Annotated in this window: 17 protein-coding genes; 10 read left to right on the top strand and 7 right to left on the bottom strand. The window is 73.5% G+C overall.

Annotated elements, in window-relative coordinates; translation table 11 throughout:
* Nucleotides 1-19: 19 nt before the first annotated feature.
* Nucleotides 20-1,126, bottom strand: a complete 1,107-nt coding sequence (locus ABGB21_RS33320) for a geranylgeranyl reductase family protein (RefSeq protein ID WP_347655024.1) — start codon at nt 1,124-1,126, stop codon at nt 20-22.
* Between the two features lie 184 nt (nt 1,127-1,310).
* On the opposite strand from ABGB21_RS33320, the gene ABGB21_RS33315 reads away from it, so the two are divergent.
* The 7 genes from ABGB21_RS33315 (at nt 1,311) to ABGB21_RS33285 (ending at nt 5,528) form a co-directional block, all read left to right on the top strand.
* Complete coding sequence (locus ABGB21_RS33315) at nt 1,311-1,547, top strand: hypothetical protein (protein WP_347654922.1); 237 nt, start codon at nt 1,311-1,313, stop codon at nt 1,545-1,547.
* 2 nt (nt 1,548-1,549) lie between these two features.
* On the top strand, nt 1,550-3,073 hold the full coding sequence (locus ABGB21_RS33310; RefSeq protein ID WP_347655025.1) for an MFS transporter: 1,524 nt from the start codon (nt 1,550-1,552) through the stop codon (nt 3,071-3,073).
* A 95-nt stretch (nt 3,074-3,168) separates the two neighbouring features.
* Nucleotides 3,169-3,357: a hypothetical protein gene (locus ABGB21_RS33305; RefSeq protein ID WP_347654923.1), complete on the top strand. Its 189-nt coding sequence runs from the start codon at nt 3,169-3,171 to the stop codon at nt 3,355-3,357.
* Between the two features lie 114 nt (nt 3,358-3,471).
* Nucleotides 3,472-3,960 (top strand): Asp23/Gls24 family envelope stress response protein, encoded by a 489-nt coding sequence (locus ABGB21_RS33300; RefSeq protein WP_347654924.1) that lies wholly within the window; start codon nt 3,472-3,474, stop codon nt 3,958-3,960.
* A gap of 20 nt (nt 3,961-3,980) precedes the next feature.
* On the top strand, nt 3,981-4,352 hold the full coding sequence (locus ABGB21_RS33295; protein WP_347681185.1) for a hypothetical protein: 372 nt from the start codon (nt 3,981-3,983) through the stop codon (nt 4,350-4,352).
* 2 nt (nt 4,353-4,354) lie between these two features.
* A complete protein-coding gene (locus ABGB21_RS33290) occupies nt 4,355-4,903 on the top strand; it encodes a hypothetical protein (protein WP_347654926.1) in 549 nt (182 codons plus the stop codon).
* A gap of 22 nt (nt 4,904-4,925) precedes the next feature.
* Nucleotides 4,926-5,528, top strand: a complete 603-nt coding sequence (locus tag ABGB21_RS33285) for a hypothetical protein (RefSeq protein ID WP_347654927.1) — start codon at nt 4,926-4,928, stop codon at nt 5,526-5,528.
* A 135-nt stretch (nt 5,529-5,663) separates the two neighbouring features.
* Here ABGB21_RS33285 and ABGB21_RS33280 read toward each other — a convergent pair whose 3' ends face one another.
* Nucleotides 5,664-6,137 carry a MarR family winged helix-turn-helix transcriptional regulator gene (locus ABGB21_RS33280; RefSeq protein WP_347681183.1) on the bottom strand — a complete coding sequence of 158 codons (474 nt, stop codon included), beginning with the start codon at nt 6,135-6,137 and terminating at the stop codon, nt 5,664-5,666.
* A gap of 75 nt (nt 6,138-6,212) precedes the next feature.
* Here ABGB21_RS33280 and ABGB21_RS33275 point away from each other — a divergent pair, with 75 nt between their 5' ends.
* Complete coding sequence (locus ABGB21_RS33275; protein WP_347654929.1) at nt 6,213-6,587, top strand: cupin; 375 nt, start codon at nt 6,213-6,215, stop codon at nt 6,585-6,587.
* 73 nt (nt 6,588-6,660) lie between these two features.
* On the opposite strand, the gene ABGB21_RS33270 is transcribed toward ABGB21_RS33275, so the two are convergent.
* From ABGB21_RS33270 to ABGB21_RS33260, 3 genes are all read right to left on the bottom strand, one after another.
* The gene (locus tag ABGB21_RS33270; RefSeq protein ID WP_347681181.1) at nt 6,661-6,807 is read right to left on the bottom strand and encodes a hypothetical protein; all 147 of its coding nucleotides are present in this window, start codon (nt 6,805-6,807) and stop codon (nt 6,661-6,663) included.
* A 123-nt stretch (nt 6,808-6,930) separates the two neighbouring features.
* Nucleotides 6,931-9,246 (bottom strand): EAL domain-containing protein, encoded by a 2,316-nt coding sequence (locus ABGB21_RS33265; RefSeq protein WP_347681179.1) that lies wholly within the window; start codon nt 9,244-9,246, stop codon nt 6,931-6,933.
* On the bottom strand, nt 9,243-10,049 hold the full coding sequence (locus tag ABGB21_RS33260; RefSeq protein ID WP_347654932.1) for an SAM-dependent methyltransferase: 807 nt from the start codon (nt 10,047-10,049) through the stop codon (nt 9,243-9,245). The genes ABGB21_RS33265 and ABGB21_RS33260 overlap by 4 nt, the downstream gene beginning before the upstream one ends.
* Nucleotides 10,050-10,264: 215 nt before the next feature.
* Between ABGB21_RS33260 and ABGB21_RS33255 the strand changes: the two genes are divergently transcribed.
* A complete protein-coding gene (locus tag ABGB21_RS33255; protein WP_347654933.1) occupies nt 10,265-10,633 on the top strand; it encodes an FKBP-type peptidyl-prolyl cis-trans isomerase in 369 nt (122 codons plus the stop codon).
* A gap of 133 nt (nt 10,634-10,766) precedes the next feature.
* Here the strand turns inward: ABGB21_RS33255 and ABGB21_RS33250 are convergent, their stop codons facing one another.
* Both ABGB21_RS33250 and ABGB21_RS33245 read right to left on the bottom strand, forming a co-directional pair.
* Nucleotides 10,767-12,344, bottom strand: a complete 1,578-nt coding sequence (locus ABGB21_RS33250; protein ID WP_347681177.1) for a protein phosphatase 2C domain-containing protein — start codon at nt 12,342-12,344, stop codon at nt 10,767-10,769.
* Entirely contained in the window at nt 12,341-14,401 is a 2,061-nt protein-coding gene (locus ABGB21_RS33245; protein ID WP_347654935.1) for a tetratricopeptide repeat protein, read from the bottom strand. Before ABGB21_RS33245 ends, ABGB21_RS33250 begins: the two co-directional genes overlap by 4 nt.
* Here ABGB21_RS33245 and ABGB21_RS33240 point away from each other — a divergent pair.
* Complete coding sequence (locus ABGB21_RS33240; protein WP_347681175.1) at nt 14,394-14,801, top strand: hypothetical protein; 408 nt, start codon at nt 14,394-14,396, stop codon at nt 14,799-14,801. The two genes, ABGB21_RS33245 and ABGB21_RS33240, sit on opposite strands and share 8 nt — an antisense overlap.
* Nucleotides 14,802-14,937 lie beyond the last annotated feature (136 nt).

The following is a 14,937-nucleotide window of genomic DNA, read 5'->3' as shown; positions in this document are numbered from 1 at the left end:
GGTCGGTACCGCGCGGCGGTCAGCCCAGCAGGGCCAACGCCGCGCGTACCGGCCGACGGGTCAGGGTCTGGTCGAAGGTCGCCTCGCCCCGGCAGAAGGCGGTGAACATCCGCCAGCCCGCCGGAGTGGCCAGCATCGTGTGGAAGATCCCGGGATGCCGGGAGAACGCGGTGAGGATCCGGTGTCCGGCCCGCATCGACGGGACGAGCTGGTCGTGCACCGCGCGGACGTACCCGTCGAGGTCGCCACCGGCGGCGGCGGTGCCGGCGAGCGTGCCCGAGCGGAGCGCGAAGCTGATCCCCTCCCGGGTCCACGGTTCGAGCAGCCCGGCCGCGTCCCCGGCGACCAGTACCCGGCCCCGGCGCAGCGGGGACTGCTCGGCCCGGCAGCGGGTGAGGTGCCCGGAGTCGTGCGCCGGCTCCAGACCGTCGAGGCCGAGCCGGTCGACGAAGCCACGCAGGTAGCGCCGGGTCCGCTCGCCCTCGCCCCGGCCCGCGATGACGCCGACGGTGAGCCGGTCGCCCTTGGGGAAGACCCAGGCGTACGAGCCGGGCAGCGGCCCCCAGTCCAGCAGCAGCCGTCCCCGCCACTGTCGGCGGACCGGCTCGGGAACCGGGATCTCCAACTCCAGCCCCAGGTCGACCTGGCGGTACTCCACCCCGACGTGCCGCGCCGTGACGCCGGCCGAGCCGTCCGCGCCGACCGCCACCCCGGCCCGCAACTCCGAGCCGTCGGCGAGCCGGACCCGTACGTGGTCGGGCTCCTGGTCGAGCCCCCGGACCGCGACCCGTTGCCGGATCTCCGCGCCCGCCTCGACCGCCGCGACCCGCAGCCGGTCGTCGAACTCCTCCCGGCGCACCATGGTGAGCAACTGCTCCGGGTGGCGGCGGGTGAATCCGCGTCGCCCGTCGGCGGTGAAGGTGACCTGGTCGACCCGGTCGTCCGCCGGTACGTCGATCCGGGCCGCGGCCGCCGCCAACGAGGTGCCGATCAGCCCACCACCGCAGGTCTTGTAGCGGGGGTGCTCGGCCTTCTCCAGTACGACCGTCCGCGCCCCGGCCCGGGCAGCGGCGTACCCGGCGGAAAGTCCCGCCGGCCCGGCGCCGATCACGGCCACGTCCCACATCACGGGTAGCAGCGTAGGGGACGCCGGCGGCGGCACCGGTCAGGGGCGCGGCCAGCCGGCCCCGGTCGTCGCCGGGCCCGCGCCGGTCGGCGGGTCGGGGATCCGGTGGAATCTTCCGCGTCACGGCGGGTAATCGCGGCCTCGCGAACTGCCCGACGCATCGTGCACGGGCGAGGAGGTCATCATGCGACAGCTGAATCTCACCGACCTCGAACAGCGGGTGTACGTCGCGGTCACCGCGCTGGAAGCCCGGGGCCAGGTGCCGTTTCCCGAGGCCATCGCCGCGGAGGTCGGCCTGCCGGAGGAGCAGTTGGCGACGCCGCTGCACGTACTCGGCGAGAAGAACCTGCTGCACCGCGAGGACTCACCGCTGGAGGGCCTGGACTTCGGTCCACGCTGGTGCTCCCAGCAGCTCGCCTGACCATGGGCGACGTGCCGGACCGGGACCGGTCCCCACCGGGCTCCGGGGGGCTCCCGGGCAGCCGGGCCGGCGACCGCCAGCGCCGCCAGGTCCTCACGATCGGACTGGTCGCCGCGTTCATGACGCTGCTCGACGTGAGCATCGTGAACGTCGCGATCCCGTCGATCCAGCGGGCCATCCGGGCGGACTCCAGCGACCTGCAGTGGATTCTCTCCGGGTACGCGCTGACCTTCGGGCTGATGCTGGTGCCGGCCGGACGGTTCGGTGACGCCCGGGGCCGCCGTACGGTGTTCATCATCGGTCTCGCGCTCTTCACCGCCGCCAGCGCGGCGGCCGGCCTGGCCGGGTCACCGGCCTGGCTGATCGGCGCCCGGCTGCTCCAGGGTGCGGCGGCCGGCCTGGTCAACCCACAGGTGGTCGGACTGATCCAACAGCTGTACCAGGGGGCGGACCGGGGGCGTCCGTTCGGGTTGCTCGGCGCGACCATCGGCATCTCGACGGCGGTCGGTCCGCTGCTCGGCGGCGCCCTGATCGAACTCGGCGGCCCGCACGAGGGCTGGCGGTGGGTGTTCTTCGTCAACATCCCGGTCGGCATCGTGACGATCGTCTTCGGCTGGCGTCTGCTTCCGACCGGGACCGCCGGTGGACGGGCCCGACGACGGCAGAACCTCGACCCGTTCGGCGTGCTGCTGCTGGGAGTCGGGGTGGTGCTGCTGCTCCTGCCGCTGGTCCAGGAGCGACAGTGGCAGGGCCCGCTCAAGTGGCTGCTGGTTCCCGCCGGTCTCGCGGTACTGGGCGGCTTCGTCGGCTGGGAACTCCGGTACCGCCGCCGCGCCGAGCCGCTGTTCGACCTGGCGCTGTTCCGGCTCAGGTCGTACACCCTGGGTGTCCTGATCGGGCTGCTCTACTTCGCCGGCTTCGTCGCGGTCTTCTTCCTGTTCACGCTCTACCTGCAGATCGGGCTCCGATACACCGCGCTGGAGGCAGGACTGGCCGTCACCCCGTTCGCCGCCGGTTCGGCGGTCACCGCGGCCCTCGGTGGCCGGGTCGTCAACCGTTTCGGCCGACCCCTGGTGGCGATCGGACTGGCCACGGTCGTGGTGAGCCTCGGCGGGGTGGTGGCCGCGCTGCACGTCGTGCCCGGTCGTGGGGCCCCGCTGGCCACCGCCGTACCGCTGCTGCTCGCCGGCCTGGGTAGCGGCCTGGTCATCACCCCCAACCAGACGCTCACCCTCTCCGAGGTGCCGGTCGCCCAGGCCGGCAGCGCGGCCGGCATGTTGCAGACCGGCCAGCGGATCGGGGCCGCCGCCGGCATCGCCGGGGTCGGCGCGATCTTCTTCAGCGTCCTGGCCGCCACGCACGGCGGCTGGTCCCGGGCGTTCCGGGACGCGCTCCTGGTCACCATCGGCTTCGTCGCGGTCGCCCTGGTCGCCGCGATCGTGGACAGTCGGACCGAACGGCTCGGCGCGTCGGGCGGCGGTTCGGGTGCGGGAGCGCCGCCCGACCGATCCGGCAACCAGATGTGACCTGGATCACAAAATATTCTGGTCGTCAGGGGTTCGACTCGGCCGACAACGTGTATGCCACTGCGGACCTGCCGCCGCGCCACCGGGAGGAACACATGTCCCGTCAACAGTTCGGTTTTGTCGCCGGTTTCCTCATCGCGGCGGTGTGGGCCGTCGCCGGTTTCGGTGCGGCGGCCGGCGCACTGCTCGCCGGGCTGGTCGGCTGGCTCGTCGTACGGGTGATCGACGGTGACATCACGGTCGGTGGCCTGGCCGACCGGGCGTCCGCGTCCCGTCGGCAGTAGCCGTACGGGCCGGCACGGCCAGCGCCGGACCGCTGGCAGTAGCCGTACGGGCCGGCACGGGACCACCGGCGCCGGGGCGGAGTCACCGCCGCCGGCAGGAATTGGGGGCAGGAGATGGCCGACACGAACACCGCCACCAGGAACGACCACCGGGAGAAGACGTCGTCCGACAGGTTCTCCCTGCCGGGAGGCGAACCGGCCCGGGCCCAGATCACCACCGACCGGGGCCGGACCAGGATCGCGGAGGGCGTGGTCGCCAAGATCGCCGGCTTCGCGGCCCGGGAGATCCCGGGCGTGCACTCGATGGGTTCCGGGATGGCCCGGCGGGTAGGACAGTTGCGCAACCTCGTCCCCGGCGGCGCCGAGACGGTCCGGCAGGGCGTCTCGGTCGAGGTCGGCGAACGGGAGGCGGCCATCGACCTCGACGTCGTCACGTGGTACGGCCAGAGCATCGTCGACGTCTCCGACGCGATACGCCGCAACGTCGTGGAGCGGGTGCAGAGCATGACCGGCCTGGAGGTCGTCGAGGTGAACATCAACGTCGACGACGTGTACGTCGAGGGTGACCAGGACGGCGACGACGGCGCGCCGCGGGCGCACTGACGGACCGGCGGTGATGGGCGATGGCAACAGGTACGACAGTCGCGGCCGGGACACCGACCAACGGGGAGGGCGCCGGACCGGATCCGGCGACGGTCGCGGAACAGGTCCGGACGGCGGTGCTCGGGGTGGCCGGGGTGGCCGGGCTGCACCCGGGCACCGGAGGTGTGGAGGTGGCGACCCAGTTCGCCGGTGGGAAGATCAGCGGGATCCGGCTCGGTGACCCGGTCGAGGTGCACGTCAGGATCGACCCGGTGCCGATCGGGCCGCTCGCCGAGCAGGTCCGGGACGCGGTGCGGACCGTACTCGCCACGTTCGGCCAACACCCCTCGGTCGACGTCGTCGTGGAGGACATCGGTCTGGTCGTCCCGTCCACCGACGACGGACGGAGCTGACCGTGCGTCTGGTCAACCGGGTCGCCGCACTGCTGCTCACGCTGGGCCTGCTGCTCGGCGGCCTGCTGCTGGTGGCCGAGGTGGTCACGGTCGCGCTGAACCGCCCGGGGCTGGTCGCCGACCACGACGGGTGGTACCGGACCCTCACCAGCACCCGACTACGGGATCCCTGGGTCCGGACCGGGATCATCGCGGCCGGGGTACTCGGCCTGCTGGTCCTCTTCGGGCAGCTGGTGCGCTGGAAGCCCGACCGGCTGCCAGCCCGGCTCGCCGACGGCTGGCACCTGCAGCGCCGCTCGGTCGAACAGCACCTGGCCGGTACGGCGGACGGGGTGGCCGGGGTCGCCTCCGCCGCCGTGGTGGTCCGCCGGCACGGAGCCGGCTGGCGGACCCGGGTCCGGGCGGTCGGCGAGGCGTCGCTCGCCCCGGCGGTGGAGACGGCGGTCCGGCGGGAACTGGAACGCCTCGGCGCCTCGGCGGACGACCCGGTCGGGGTGGACATGGTCAGGCCCGGACCGGCCCGACGGACCGGGATCAGGCTCCGACGGTGATCGGGGAACTCGGGGTGACACCATGACGAACAGTCGGCTGCGGGTGCTCTGGACCGTGGTCGGTCTGGTGCTGACCGCGATCGGGGTGGTCGGCCTGATCGCCAGCCTCGGTCACCTGGCCGGCGTCGACGAGGACGCGCCACTGCTCTGGTCCGGCCTGCTCGACCTCTGGCGGGACATCGACCCGTGGGGGCTGGTCATCCTCGGCGTACTCGGGGCGTTCTTCGCCTGGCTCGGCTTCCACCTGCTCGGCCGGCAACTCCGGCCACAGCGTTATCCCGTGATGGGCGACCTCGACCTGCGGACGACAACCGGACCGACGGCCGCCGAGACCGACCTGCCCCCCGGCGTCACCCGGGTACGCGGTGCCCGGCTGGTCCGGGGCCTCGAACGGGATCTGGCCCGGGACCCACAGGTCCGCAAGGCGTCCGTCACCCTGGCCGGTACGACACCGCGGCCGGAGCTCTGGATCGACCTGCGACTCAGTTCCCGGGCCGGTCTGGCCGCCGTCCGGGAGCACGTCACCGCCGCCGTCGGACGGTTCCGGGACACCTCCGGGCTGGAGCCCAGCCGGCTGGAGGTCACCGCGCGGATCGACCGCACCGGGCCGGCCCGGGTCCGCTGACTCAGACCCGGAGCCGACGGGCCACGACGACGTCAGACAGGCTCGACCGGGTGCGTGGTCGCGAACGCCGCACCCTCACGAAACGCCGCACCGTCGCGAGCCGACCGGTGTGGTCAGCCGGTCCGCGGAGGCGGCTTACCAGATCGGGCGCAGCGGTGGCGGGGAGTCGCCGGCCAGGTGTCGGATCAGTCGGGCCAGATCGGCCCGCAGGGCGACCAGGTCGCCGGAACCGGCCCCGGAGGCGAGTTCGGCCTCCAGGTCCCGCAGCACCCCACCGGCGACGGCCAGGTGTGCGGTCGCCTGGTCGGTGAGGACGACCAGCCGGCGCCGCCCGCCGTCGGGATGGGCCTCACGCCGCAGGTAGCCGCGCCGCTCCAGGTCGTCGACGAGCTGTCCGGCGGCCTGTTTGGTGACGCCGAGTCGCTCGGCCAACTCGGTGGCGGTCGCTCCGGGGCCCTGCAATACCTGGAACACCATCCCGTGCACCGGACGCAGGTCCGGATAGCCGGCGGCGGCCACTCGGCGGACGAACTCCGCGAGCACGAGCTGGAAGCCCATGCCGAGCAGGAAGGTGAGGTCGGTGCGGGCCAGCGGATCCTCTGTGGTCACGCCTCATCTTGACACGCCCTGAGTCAAGCTGCTTGACTCGCAACACAAGTAAAGCACTTTTACTCAGGAGGCAACATGATCGTGGTGACCGAAACCGACGAACGCACCATCCGGTCAGACAGTGGCGCCGCGTTCGGGCTGGCCGCACCGAGCCAGGGCGGTCGGGAACTCGCCACCTGGCGAGTCCGGATGAATCCCGACACGGCCGGACCGCTCCACGCCATCGACCGGGAGCAGGTGTGGATGCCACTGACCGGATCGTTCGCCATCACCGTCGACGGCGCGACGCGGACAGTGGGCGCCGGCCAGGCCGCGATCCTTCCGGCCGACGTGGTCCGGCAGATCCGGTCCGGCGCCGAGCACGCCGAGGCACTCGTCTGCATGCCGGCCGGCGGCACCGCCACCGTGCCGGGAGAACCGGAGCGACGCGAGCTGCCCTGGGCCCGCTGACCCCAGCGTCCGCCCACACCCGGCGCGCCGCTCGTCCACAACCCGCCGTCGCGACCGACTGACCGGGGTGGCGTCAGATCCAGCCGTACCGGCGGGCGATGCCCGCCGGTACGAAGCCGGTGCCGCCGCCGTACCGTCGCCGTAGGTAGCTGACCTGGACGACGGTTTCCCGGTCGGGCGGGGCCAGCACCGGACCGGCCGCCGTTGTCGTCTGACTCATGGACTCGATTGTTTGCTCCGGCGGGGACCGTCGGCAGTGCGCCCACTCACCGGTTCTGATGCGTTCCACCCGGCCGCCGCCATGACGTTTCTCATGTCAGGCCGGACATGGCGCCGCGGTAACTCAACGGGCGGGCGCGGACGCGACCGGATGGGCCTGCCGACCCGCCACCATCCGGCTGAGCAGTTCCGGCTCGCCGGGACGGGCGAACCACCAGCCCTGGGCATGGTCACAGCCCATCGACCGCAGCAGCTGGGCCTGCTCCCGGGTCTCCACCCCCTCGGCGGTGACGGTCAGGTTGAGACCGTGGGCCAGCCCGACCACGCTCGCCACGATCTGCCGGTCCGCCGGGGTGCCGGACAGTTCCGGGGTGAGCCCCTCGACAAACGCCCCGGCGATCTTCAGTTCGCGGACCGGTAGCCGGCGGAGATAGGCCAGATTGGAGTAGCCGGTGCCGAAGTCGTCGACCGCCACCCGTACCCCGTGCCGGGCCAGCACCTCGAGCGCGTCGGCGGGCCCCTGGGCGGGACCGAGCAGCGCGCTCTCGGTCAGTTCGAGCTGCAGCTGACCAGCCGGCAGGCCGACCTCGTCGAGGGTCGCCAGCAGCTCGTCCGCCAGACCGACGTCGTGCAGCTGCCGGGCGGAGAGGTTGATGCTGACAAACGGCGCCCGGTCGCCGAACTCCCGGTACCAGGACGCCGCCTGCCGGCAACCGCGGGTCAGCACCCATTTGCCGAGCTGTCCGATCAGCCCCAGTTCCTCGGCGAGTTCGATGAAGATCTCCGGAGCCACCGGGCCGTACTCCGGATGGGTCCAGCGCAGCAGCGCCTCGGCACCGACCGGTACGCCGTCGCGGAGCCGGACGATCGGCTGGTAGCGGATCACGAAATCGTCCTGGTGCAACGCCACCCGCAACCCGGAACCGAGCGTCGAGCGCAGCGCCTGGGCGTCGTGCCGGCCGGCGTCGTAGACCTCGTACCGGTCACCACCGGCCGCCTTCGCCCAGTACAACGCGACGTCGGCGGCGCGCAGCAGGTCCGCCGGCTGGTGGTGCGGGATGCGGTCGTCGGTCACCCCGACGCTGGCCGACACCGAGAGCTGGTGCCCCGCGGCCGGGATCGGGCGTCGAACGATGTCCACCAGCCGCTCCGCGACCCGGACGAGTTGGTCGAGGTCCGCACCGTCGCCCGCGACGATGACGAACTCGTCGCCGCCGAGCCGACCGGCCAACCAGCCCGGCCGGGCGGCGCAGGTCGCCAGCCGGTCCGCCACCGCCCGGAGTACGTCGTCCCCGGCCGCGTGCCCGAACGAGTCGTTGACGGTCTTGAAGCCGTCCAGGTCCAGGTAGCAGATCCCGACCTGGCCGGTGCCGGTACGCCGGCCCAGCAGCTCGTGCAGGTGTCGCAGCACCAGCGTACGGTTCGGCAGGTTGGTCAACGGATCGTGCAGGGCCTGGTGCGACAACGCCGACTGCAGGTGGTGCCGTTCGGTGTCGTCCTGCGCCGTGACGACGAGGTACTCGCCCCCGTCGTCGAGGACCGGTGCCAGCGAGAGGCGGAGCCACACCGTACCGCCGTCCGCCCGGCCGAAGGCCGCCTCCAGTTCGGCATGCGTCCGCTCGCCGGAGGTCAGTTCGCGGATCGCCTGCCCGACGGCGACCCGGTGCTCCCGACGGGCCAGGCCGGTCAGCCGTCGCCGCTGGAGGTCGACGACCGGGCAGGCGAGCATCCTGGCGAGGGCGGGGTTCGCCTGCACGATCCGGTCCTCGAGATCGATGACGCAGATGCCGCTGGCGGAGGAGACGAAGAGCGCCTCGAAGCGCGCCTCGCTGGCCACCCGGGCCCGTTCGGCGGACCGGCGGGCGGTCAACACCGCCCGGATGATCGATTCGAGTTCCCCCTGGGTCCGCTCCCGCAGCCCCCGGGCGTAGCCGGCGGCGAGCGCGCCGAGCAGCGCCGCCCGGGGGCTGGGATCGGCCACCTCGGCCGCACCTGGCCCGGGGTCAGGACGGTGCGCCACGGCGGCACCGGGCGGCAGGGCGGAGTCGGACGGGACGGCGGCATGGGACGCGACGGCGGGACCGGCCGCGACGGCGGAACCGGACGGCGGATCGGCGACGGGCGGCACGACGGCGTGCTCCCCCGGCGGAACGGGCAGGAGGTCGACCAGAGTGGCCAGGGTGACCGAGACCGCGGCCACGTGGGTGAACCCCTCGGCGACCAACGCCATCCCGATCTCCCGGGCCACGACGGTGCCGTCCTCCGGCCCGGTCAGCCGCTCCGCGTACCCGCGCAGCCTCTCCCGCAGGTCGTCGGGGCGTACCGGCACGTAACTGACCCGTGTCAACGACCGGGCCCAGTGTCGGGCGAACTCGTCGAGCGCCGCGGAGGTCGGATCGGGCTCGTCGGCCGAGGCCGGCCCGGCATCGCCGTCCGTCACAGTTTGCGGCCCACCCCGGCGTAGATGAGAGCGCCGGCGAACCGGTCGTCGACCTCCAGGGTCGGGTCGGGACGCCAGTCCGGCAGGTTCACCAGTCCCGGCTCGACCAGTTCGAAGCCGGCGAAGAACCGTTCGGTCTCCGCCCGGTCACGCGCGGTCAACGGCGTCGGTGTACGTCGGTAGAGTTCCCTGATCCGCTCGTCGGACTCCTCGCTCGCCCCGTGCGCGCCCTGGCTCAGCACCAGATAGCTGCCGGCCGGCACCCCCTCGGCGAGGCGGGCGATCGCCGAGTGTGGGTCGGCGGAGTCGGGGATGAAGTGCAGCAACGCGACCAGCAACAGGGCGACCGGCCGGTCCAGGTCGAGCAGCGCCTGGTCGCGGATCTGGTCGAGGATCTCCCCGGGGCGCCGCAGGTCCGCCTGCAGCACCGCGGTCCGGTCGTCACCGGCCAGGATCGCCCGACTGTGCGCCACCGCCACCGGATCGATGTCCACGTAGACCACCCGGGCGTCCGGGTTGCTCCGGCGGGCCACCTCGTGCACGTTGTTCGCGGTCGGGATCCCGGAACCGATGTCGAGGAACTGGTCGATCCCCCGCTCGGTGAGGAACCGGACCGCCCGGGACAGGAAGGCCCGGTTCGCACGGGCGTACCGGACGGCGTCGGGCCAGGCCGACTCGGTCTGTCGGGCGATCTCCCGGTCGACCTCGAAGTTGTGAGATCCACCGAGCCAGACGTCGTATATCCGGGACGCGCTGGGCCGATCGATGTCGATGTCGTCAGGCGCCCAATCCGGTCTTGCCACGGCCTCACCCCACCAGCTCGACACTCGGCTCCGGGAACTGCCACGGCACGCCGCACCGGCGGAGTCCGGGTCGGCACCGGGATTCCCGAGCCGACAGCGTACCGCCGTCGATACGTCTTACATCGAGACACGCCACCATGGGTTCGCCAGGTGGCCACCCTGGCGCGCCGACCGACGTACGCGATCTTGACCGCGACCCGTCGTATGGTCTTCGGATGGAAAAGCCCACCGTGGGGAAGGTCGAGGGCCCACCCCCGACCGACCTTGTCATTGAGGACATCACCGTCGGCACCGGCCAGGAGGTCGAGCCGGGCCGATGGGCCGAGGTGCACTACGTCGGCGTCTCGTTCGACACCGGCGACGAGTTCGACTCGTCGTGGAGCCGGGGCAAGCCGTTCGGCTTCCAGGCCGGCCGTGGCCGGGTCATCGAGGGCTGGGACCGGGGCGTGCTCGGCATGCGCGTCGGCGGCCGGCGCAGGCTGGTCGTCCCGCCACATCTCGGATACGGCAACCAGGGTGTGGCAGGCGTGATCAAGCCGGGCGCCACGCTCGTTTTTGTGGTCGACCTCGTCGGCATCAAGTAGGTCACCCGACGGCGGGGTCGGGGTGTCCGCACGACGCTCCGGACCCCGCCGTTCCCCCCCTCCGGGTAACCGACGCCGCTCGCCCGCCGTCCCCCGCGGTTCGGCCGGTCGGCCACCCGGTCGGCCACGCCGCTCAGGTGTTCGGGCCGTCCGGCCGGGCGGTCGGCGGGAAGGGCAGTACGGCGACCGCGACGTTGTCGTGCCCACCCGACTCGACGGCGAACCGGGTCAGGTCGCGGGCGACCGCGATGGGTGCGCCGCCGCCCGGGCCGGGAACCCGTACCGCCAGCGCCTTCGGATCGCTCAGGTAGTGCGAGAGGCCGTCGGAACAGAGCACCAGCCGACCCTGCCGGCTGGGCTGGAACGTCACCACCTGCGGATCGGCGTCCCTCGAGTCCGCGCCCAGCCACCGGATGAGGGCCCGGGAGGTGGGGTCCTGTTCCGCGCCGGGCGGCACCGGACGACCGGCCTGGATCTGCGCGACCACCGAGTCGTCGATCGTCAGGCAGACCGCGTCCTCGACCGCCCCGTCCGGGCCGAGCCAGTAGGCGCGGCTGTCCCCGATCCAGCCGACCGTCACGGAATCGACGGTGACCACGGCGGCGACGTAGGTGCAGCTCGGCGGCACCTGCCCGTCGTCGACGGCCGCGGTGGCCCGGGCCGCCGCGGCCGCCGCCCGACCACCGGCGACCATGGTCTCGGCGGCACCAAGTCCACCCGCCAACGCCGACAGCATCGCCGTCAGGCCGCCCTCCGCCGCCGCGTGCGCGGCGATGTCGGCCCGCAGCGACGTCGACACTCCGTCGCAGACGACCGCGACGGTCGCCGACCCGAGTCGCCCGACCGCGATCGCGTCCTCGTTGCGACGCCGCCGGGCCCGGTCGGTGACCGCCGCCACCGTGCCGAGGTCCAGGTCCGACCGGTCCCGGCCGACGTTCCACCGGTGTCCACAGCGCGGACAGACTCCGGGGTTGCCCGACGGCACGGCACCGCAGCCCGGACAGGGCTGGCCGGCCGCCCTCGAGGAGAGCCAGGGCGTGGCCGGACCGACCGGCGCGGGATAACCGGACGACGGGGGATGACCGACGGACGCGGGCGCGGCGGGATAGCCCGCGGCAGGTCGGACCGGGGTGGCGGAGGTGACGGGGGTGGACCGGCCGACCGGGCGGGAAGGCCCGGCGAGCGCGTCGAGGCCGCCCGGCACGACCGGATCCGGCACTGCCCCGAGGGCTCGGGACGGTCCGGCGAGCGCCTCGAGGTCGCCTGGTACGACCGGATCCGGCAGTGCCCCGGAACCGCCCTGGCCGGTGGGAACGCCTGCCGCGACACCGGCCGCCGCCGGAACCGGACCGGACGGGCCACCCGGGCCGGCGGGCCCCGCTTGCCGCTCCGCCTGTGGCCAACGGGCGGTGACCGGGGCGGACGGCCGACTCCAGCCCGTCGTCTGGTCCGCCGACCCGGCCCGGCCGACCGGCCCGGAAGATCCGAACGAGCCCGATCCCGTACCGGCGGTGGTGGGCGTCCCCGCTCCGCCGTCACCGGCCGGAACCCCCGACCAGGCCGTCGCCGCGGTACCGACCTCCGTCACCGGTACCCGGTCCAGTTCCCGGCCACACTCCTCGCAGAACCGGTGCTCCGGCGCGTCCGGGGGCCCGTGCTCCGGACAGGGCTTCGGCACACTGCCGGCGGTACCGGCACCAGGGGCTGTCATACCAACGTCCTCGGTCGGACCGCGTTCGCGTGGTCCACCAGCGCGATGCGGAGCTGTGGTTCGCGGGCCAGTTGCGCCAACGTCCGGTACGCCCGCTCCAGACCGAAGCGGAGGCCCCGCTCGGTGAGTTCGTGACCGAGGATCCGCGTACCGGACGCCGGTGCCGACCGGTTCCTGAGCCAGGCGAGCGCGACCTCCAGCACCTCGATGGTGAGTCGGGTCTGCCGCTCGACATCGAGTTCGAGTCGTTCCAGCCGCGCGGACGCCCGGAGCAGGTCGTCCGGTCCGGTCGCCCCGGCGAGGCCGGGCAGGCTGGCCCGTACCGCCGCCACCTGTGCGGCGATGTGCTGGCTCGAACTGTCGGGCACCTGGTCGAGCACGGCCAGCGCGCCGGCCCGGTCACCGGTCAGGAACCGGATCCGGGCCAGCCCGAACGCGGCGCTCAGGTAGCCGCGGTCGACCCGCCACACCCGGTCGTACAGCCTGGCGGCCAGCGCCCGGTCTCCGCTGCACTCCGCGCTCGCCGCCAGTGCCAGTCGGGCCGCCGGCTCGCCGGGCAGGACGTCGTACACGGCGTCGAACGCCACCCGCGCCTCGGCCGGCCGGTGTGCGGTGAGGGCCAACAGACCCCGGTACCAGTCGACCCGCCAGTCGTACGGGTCCGCCGCGCCGAGCCGGTCCAGGTCGGCGGCGGCCCCGGCCAGGTCGCCGCGCTCGATCCGGGCCCGGGCCAACCGCAACGCCACCTCGACGCTACGGACCGGGGCGTTGTTCAGGTGGTGGACCAGCTCCCCCGGGTCGGTGGTGCCGAGCGAGGCGAGGAATCCCGCCCCGGGGTCGAGCACGTCCACCTGGGGCACCGGAAGCGCGGCGGCCACCGCGGGTGGGGCGGGTGCGATGGCACCGGACGGGATCCCGCCGCCGGCTCCCCCGGACCGGCCGGCCGGCCCCATCGTCACCTCGCCGGCGTCGGTGCCGAAGGCCCGCCGCTCCGGGGTGAACTGCCGGGACACCACCGGCCGGGGCAGCCCGTCGGCGGCCGAGAGCACCTCCCGCAGGACGCCGAGCAGTTGTTCGCTCATCTCGCCGGCGCTGGAGAACCGCCGTTCCGGATCCGAATGGGTGGCCCGGCGCAGCAGGCGGTGGTACGACATCTCGGCGGCGAACAGCGGCGCCTCGGCCGGGTCCGGTAGACGGTTGGCGTAGGCGCTGGAGAAGCCGCGGAAGTCCAGGCTCAACACGGCGAGGGCCCGGCCGACGGTGTAGATGTCCGAGGCCACCGACGGGCCGACGGTGCCGACCTCCGGTGCCTGGTAGCCGGGAGTGCCGAAGATCGCGCTGGTGAGGTCGTCGACGTGTCGGACGGCACCGAGGTCGATCAGCTTCAGCTGTTCCTCGGCGTGGATGACGTTGTCGGGTTTGAAGTCGCAGAACAACAGGTTCCGGTCGTGCAGGTAGTCCAACGCGGGCAGGATCTCGATGCCGTAGGCGAGCACCTCCGGCAGGGGCAGCGTCCGCTCGCCCCGGTCGCGTCGACGGGCGAGCAGCATGTCGCGCAGCGAGTGGCCGCCGACGTACTCCATCACGATGTAGCCGACCGGGGTGCCGGTACGCGGGTCGGGGTGCTCGACGAAGTCGTGGATCTTGACGATGTTGGGGTGGTCGAGCTCGACCAGGAACCTACGTTCCGCGACCGCCGAGGCCATCGCGTCGGCGTCGGAGGTGTTGATCAGTCCCTTGAGGACCACCCAACGGTCGCTGACCGTGTCGCTGACGTTCCGGTCCCGGGCCAGATAGATCCAGCCCAGCCCGCCGTACGCGAGGGCGCCGAGGATCTCGTAGCGACCGTTGATCACGTCGCCCGGGCCGAGCCTGGGCAGGAACGAGAACGCGGTGCCGCAGTGCGGGCAGAAGCCCTCGGCCCGGCCCGGCCGGCCGTCCCGGCCCCGGCCCACCGGCTTCTCGCAGCGGGCGCAGAACCGTCGCGCCTCGGCGACCTGCGGGTCGGCCATCACCGCGGTGGCCGGATCACGCAACGGGACCCGGGCGATGTCCACCAGTCCGGCCCCGAGTCCGCCCCGGGCGGCACTCCGCGACCGGCTGGAGCCGCGCGGTCCGGAACCCACCGTGCCCCGGCTGGGCATCGTCCCGAGGCCGCTCGGCACACTGCCGGAGACGCTCGGCGTCCGCCCACCGACACTGGCTGCCGCACCCGGACCGGTGTTGCCGGACCCGCCCGCCGCCCCGGCGCCGGAGACCGGGGCCGCGCCGTGCGACGACGGCGGACCCGGGACCGGCGCATGGGACGGCGGACCCGGAACCGGGGCCGGGCCGGGCGGTCTGCCGGCACCGGCGGTCGGGACCGCGGCGCGGCCGGTACTGCGACCGGTGACCCCGGACGGGCGGGCCGACGTCGGCCCGGTGGTCGGCGCCCGGTCGCCACAGCGGTCACAGTGACCGTCCGGACGGTACGAACCCGGGCAACCGGGCCGCAGACAACGGACGCTCATAGGTACGGCTCCCTTCGGCCCGGCGCGGGACGCCCGCTCAGGCTGCTCCGACAGCACCGGGGACGCGCGACGGTGCCGGACGA

The sequence above is a fragment of the Plantactinospora sp. B24E8 genome, assembly GCF_039871735.1.
Taxonomy (GTDB): domain Bacteria; phylum Actinomycetota; class Actinomycetes; order Mycobacteriales; family Micromonosporaceae; genus Plantactinospora.
This window is presented reverse-complemented; position numbering and strand designations above follow the sequence as displayed.

What these genes read in the sequence shown, in the direction of transcription:
- ABGB21_RS33320 (WP_347655024.1), bottom strand. Translation starts at nt 1,126, where the DNA reads ATGTGGGACGTGGCCGTGATCGGCGCCGGGCCGGCGGGACTTTCCGCC.
- ABGB21_RS33315 (WP_347654922.1), top strand. Translation starts at nt 1,311, where the DNA reads ATGCGACAGCTGAATCTCACCGACCTCGAACAGCGGGTGTACGTCGCG.
- ABGB21_RS33310 (WP_347655025.1), top strand. Translation starts at nt 1,550, where the DNA reads ATGGGCGACGTGCCGGACCGGGACCGGTCCCCACCGGGCTCCGGGGGG.
- ABGB21_RS33305 (WP_347654923.1), top strand. Translation starts at nt 3,169, where the DNA reads ATGTCCCGTCAACAGTTCGGTTTTGTCGCCGGTTTCCTCATCGCGGCG.
- ABGB21_RS33300 (WP_347654924.1), top strand. Translation starts at nt 3,472, where the DNA reads ATGGCCGACACGAACACCGCCACCAGGAACGACCACCGGGAGAAGACG.
- ABGB21_RS33295 (WP_347681185.1), top strand. Translation starts at nt 3,981, where the DNA reads ATGGCAACAGGTACGACAGTCGCGGCCGGGACACCGACCAACGGGGAG.
- ABGB21_RS33285 (WP_347654927.1), top strand. Translation starts at nt 4,926, where the DNA reads ATGACGAACAGTCGGCTGCGGGTGCTCTGGACCGTGGTCGGTCTGGTG.
- ABGB21_RS33275 (WP_347654929.1), top strand. Translation starts at nt 6,213, where the DNA reads ATGATCGTGGTGACCGAAACCGACGAACGCACCATCCGGTCAGACAGT.
- ABGB21_RS33270 (WP_347681181.1), bottom strand. Translation starts at nt 6,807, where the DNA reads ATGAGTCAGACGACAACGGCGGCCGGTCCGGTGCTGGCCCCGCCCGAC.
- ABGB21_RS33255 (WP_347654933.1), top strand. Translation starts at nt 10,265, where the DNA reads ATGGAAAAGCCCACCGTGGGGAAGGTCGAGGGCCCACCCCCGACCGAC.
- ABGB21_RS33250 (WP_347681177.1), bottom strand. Translation starts at nt 12,344, where the DNA reads ATGACAGCCCCTGGTGCCGGTACCGCCGGCAGTGTGCCGAAGCCCTGT.
- ABGB21_RS33240 (WP_347681175.1), top strand. Translation starts at nt 14,394, where the DNA reads ATGTCCACCAGTCCGGCCCCGAGTCCGCCCCGGGCGGCACTCCGCGAC.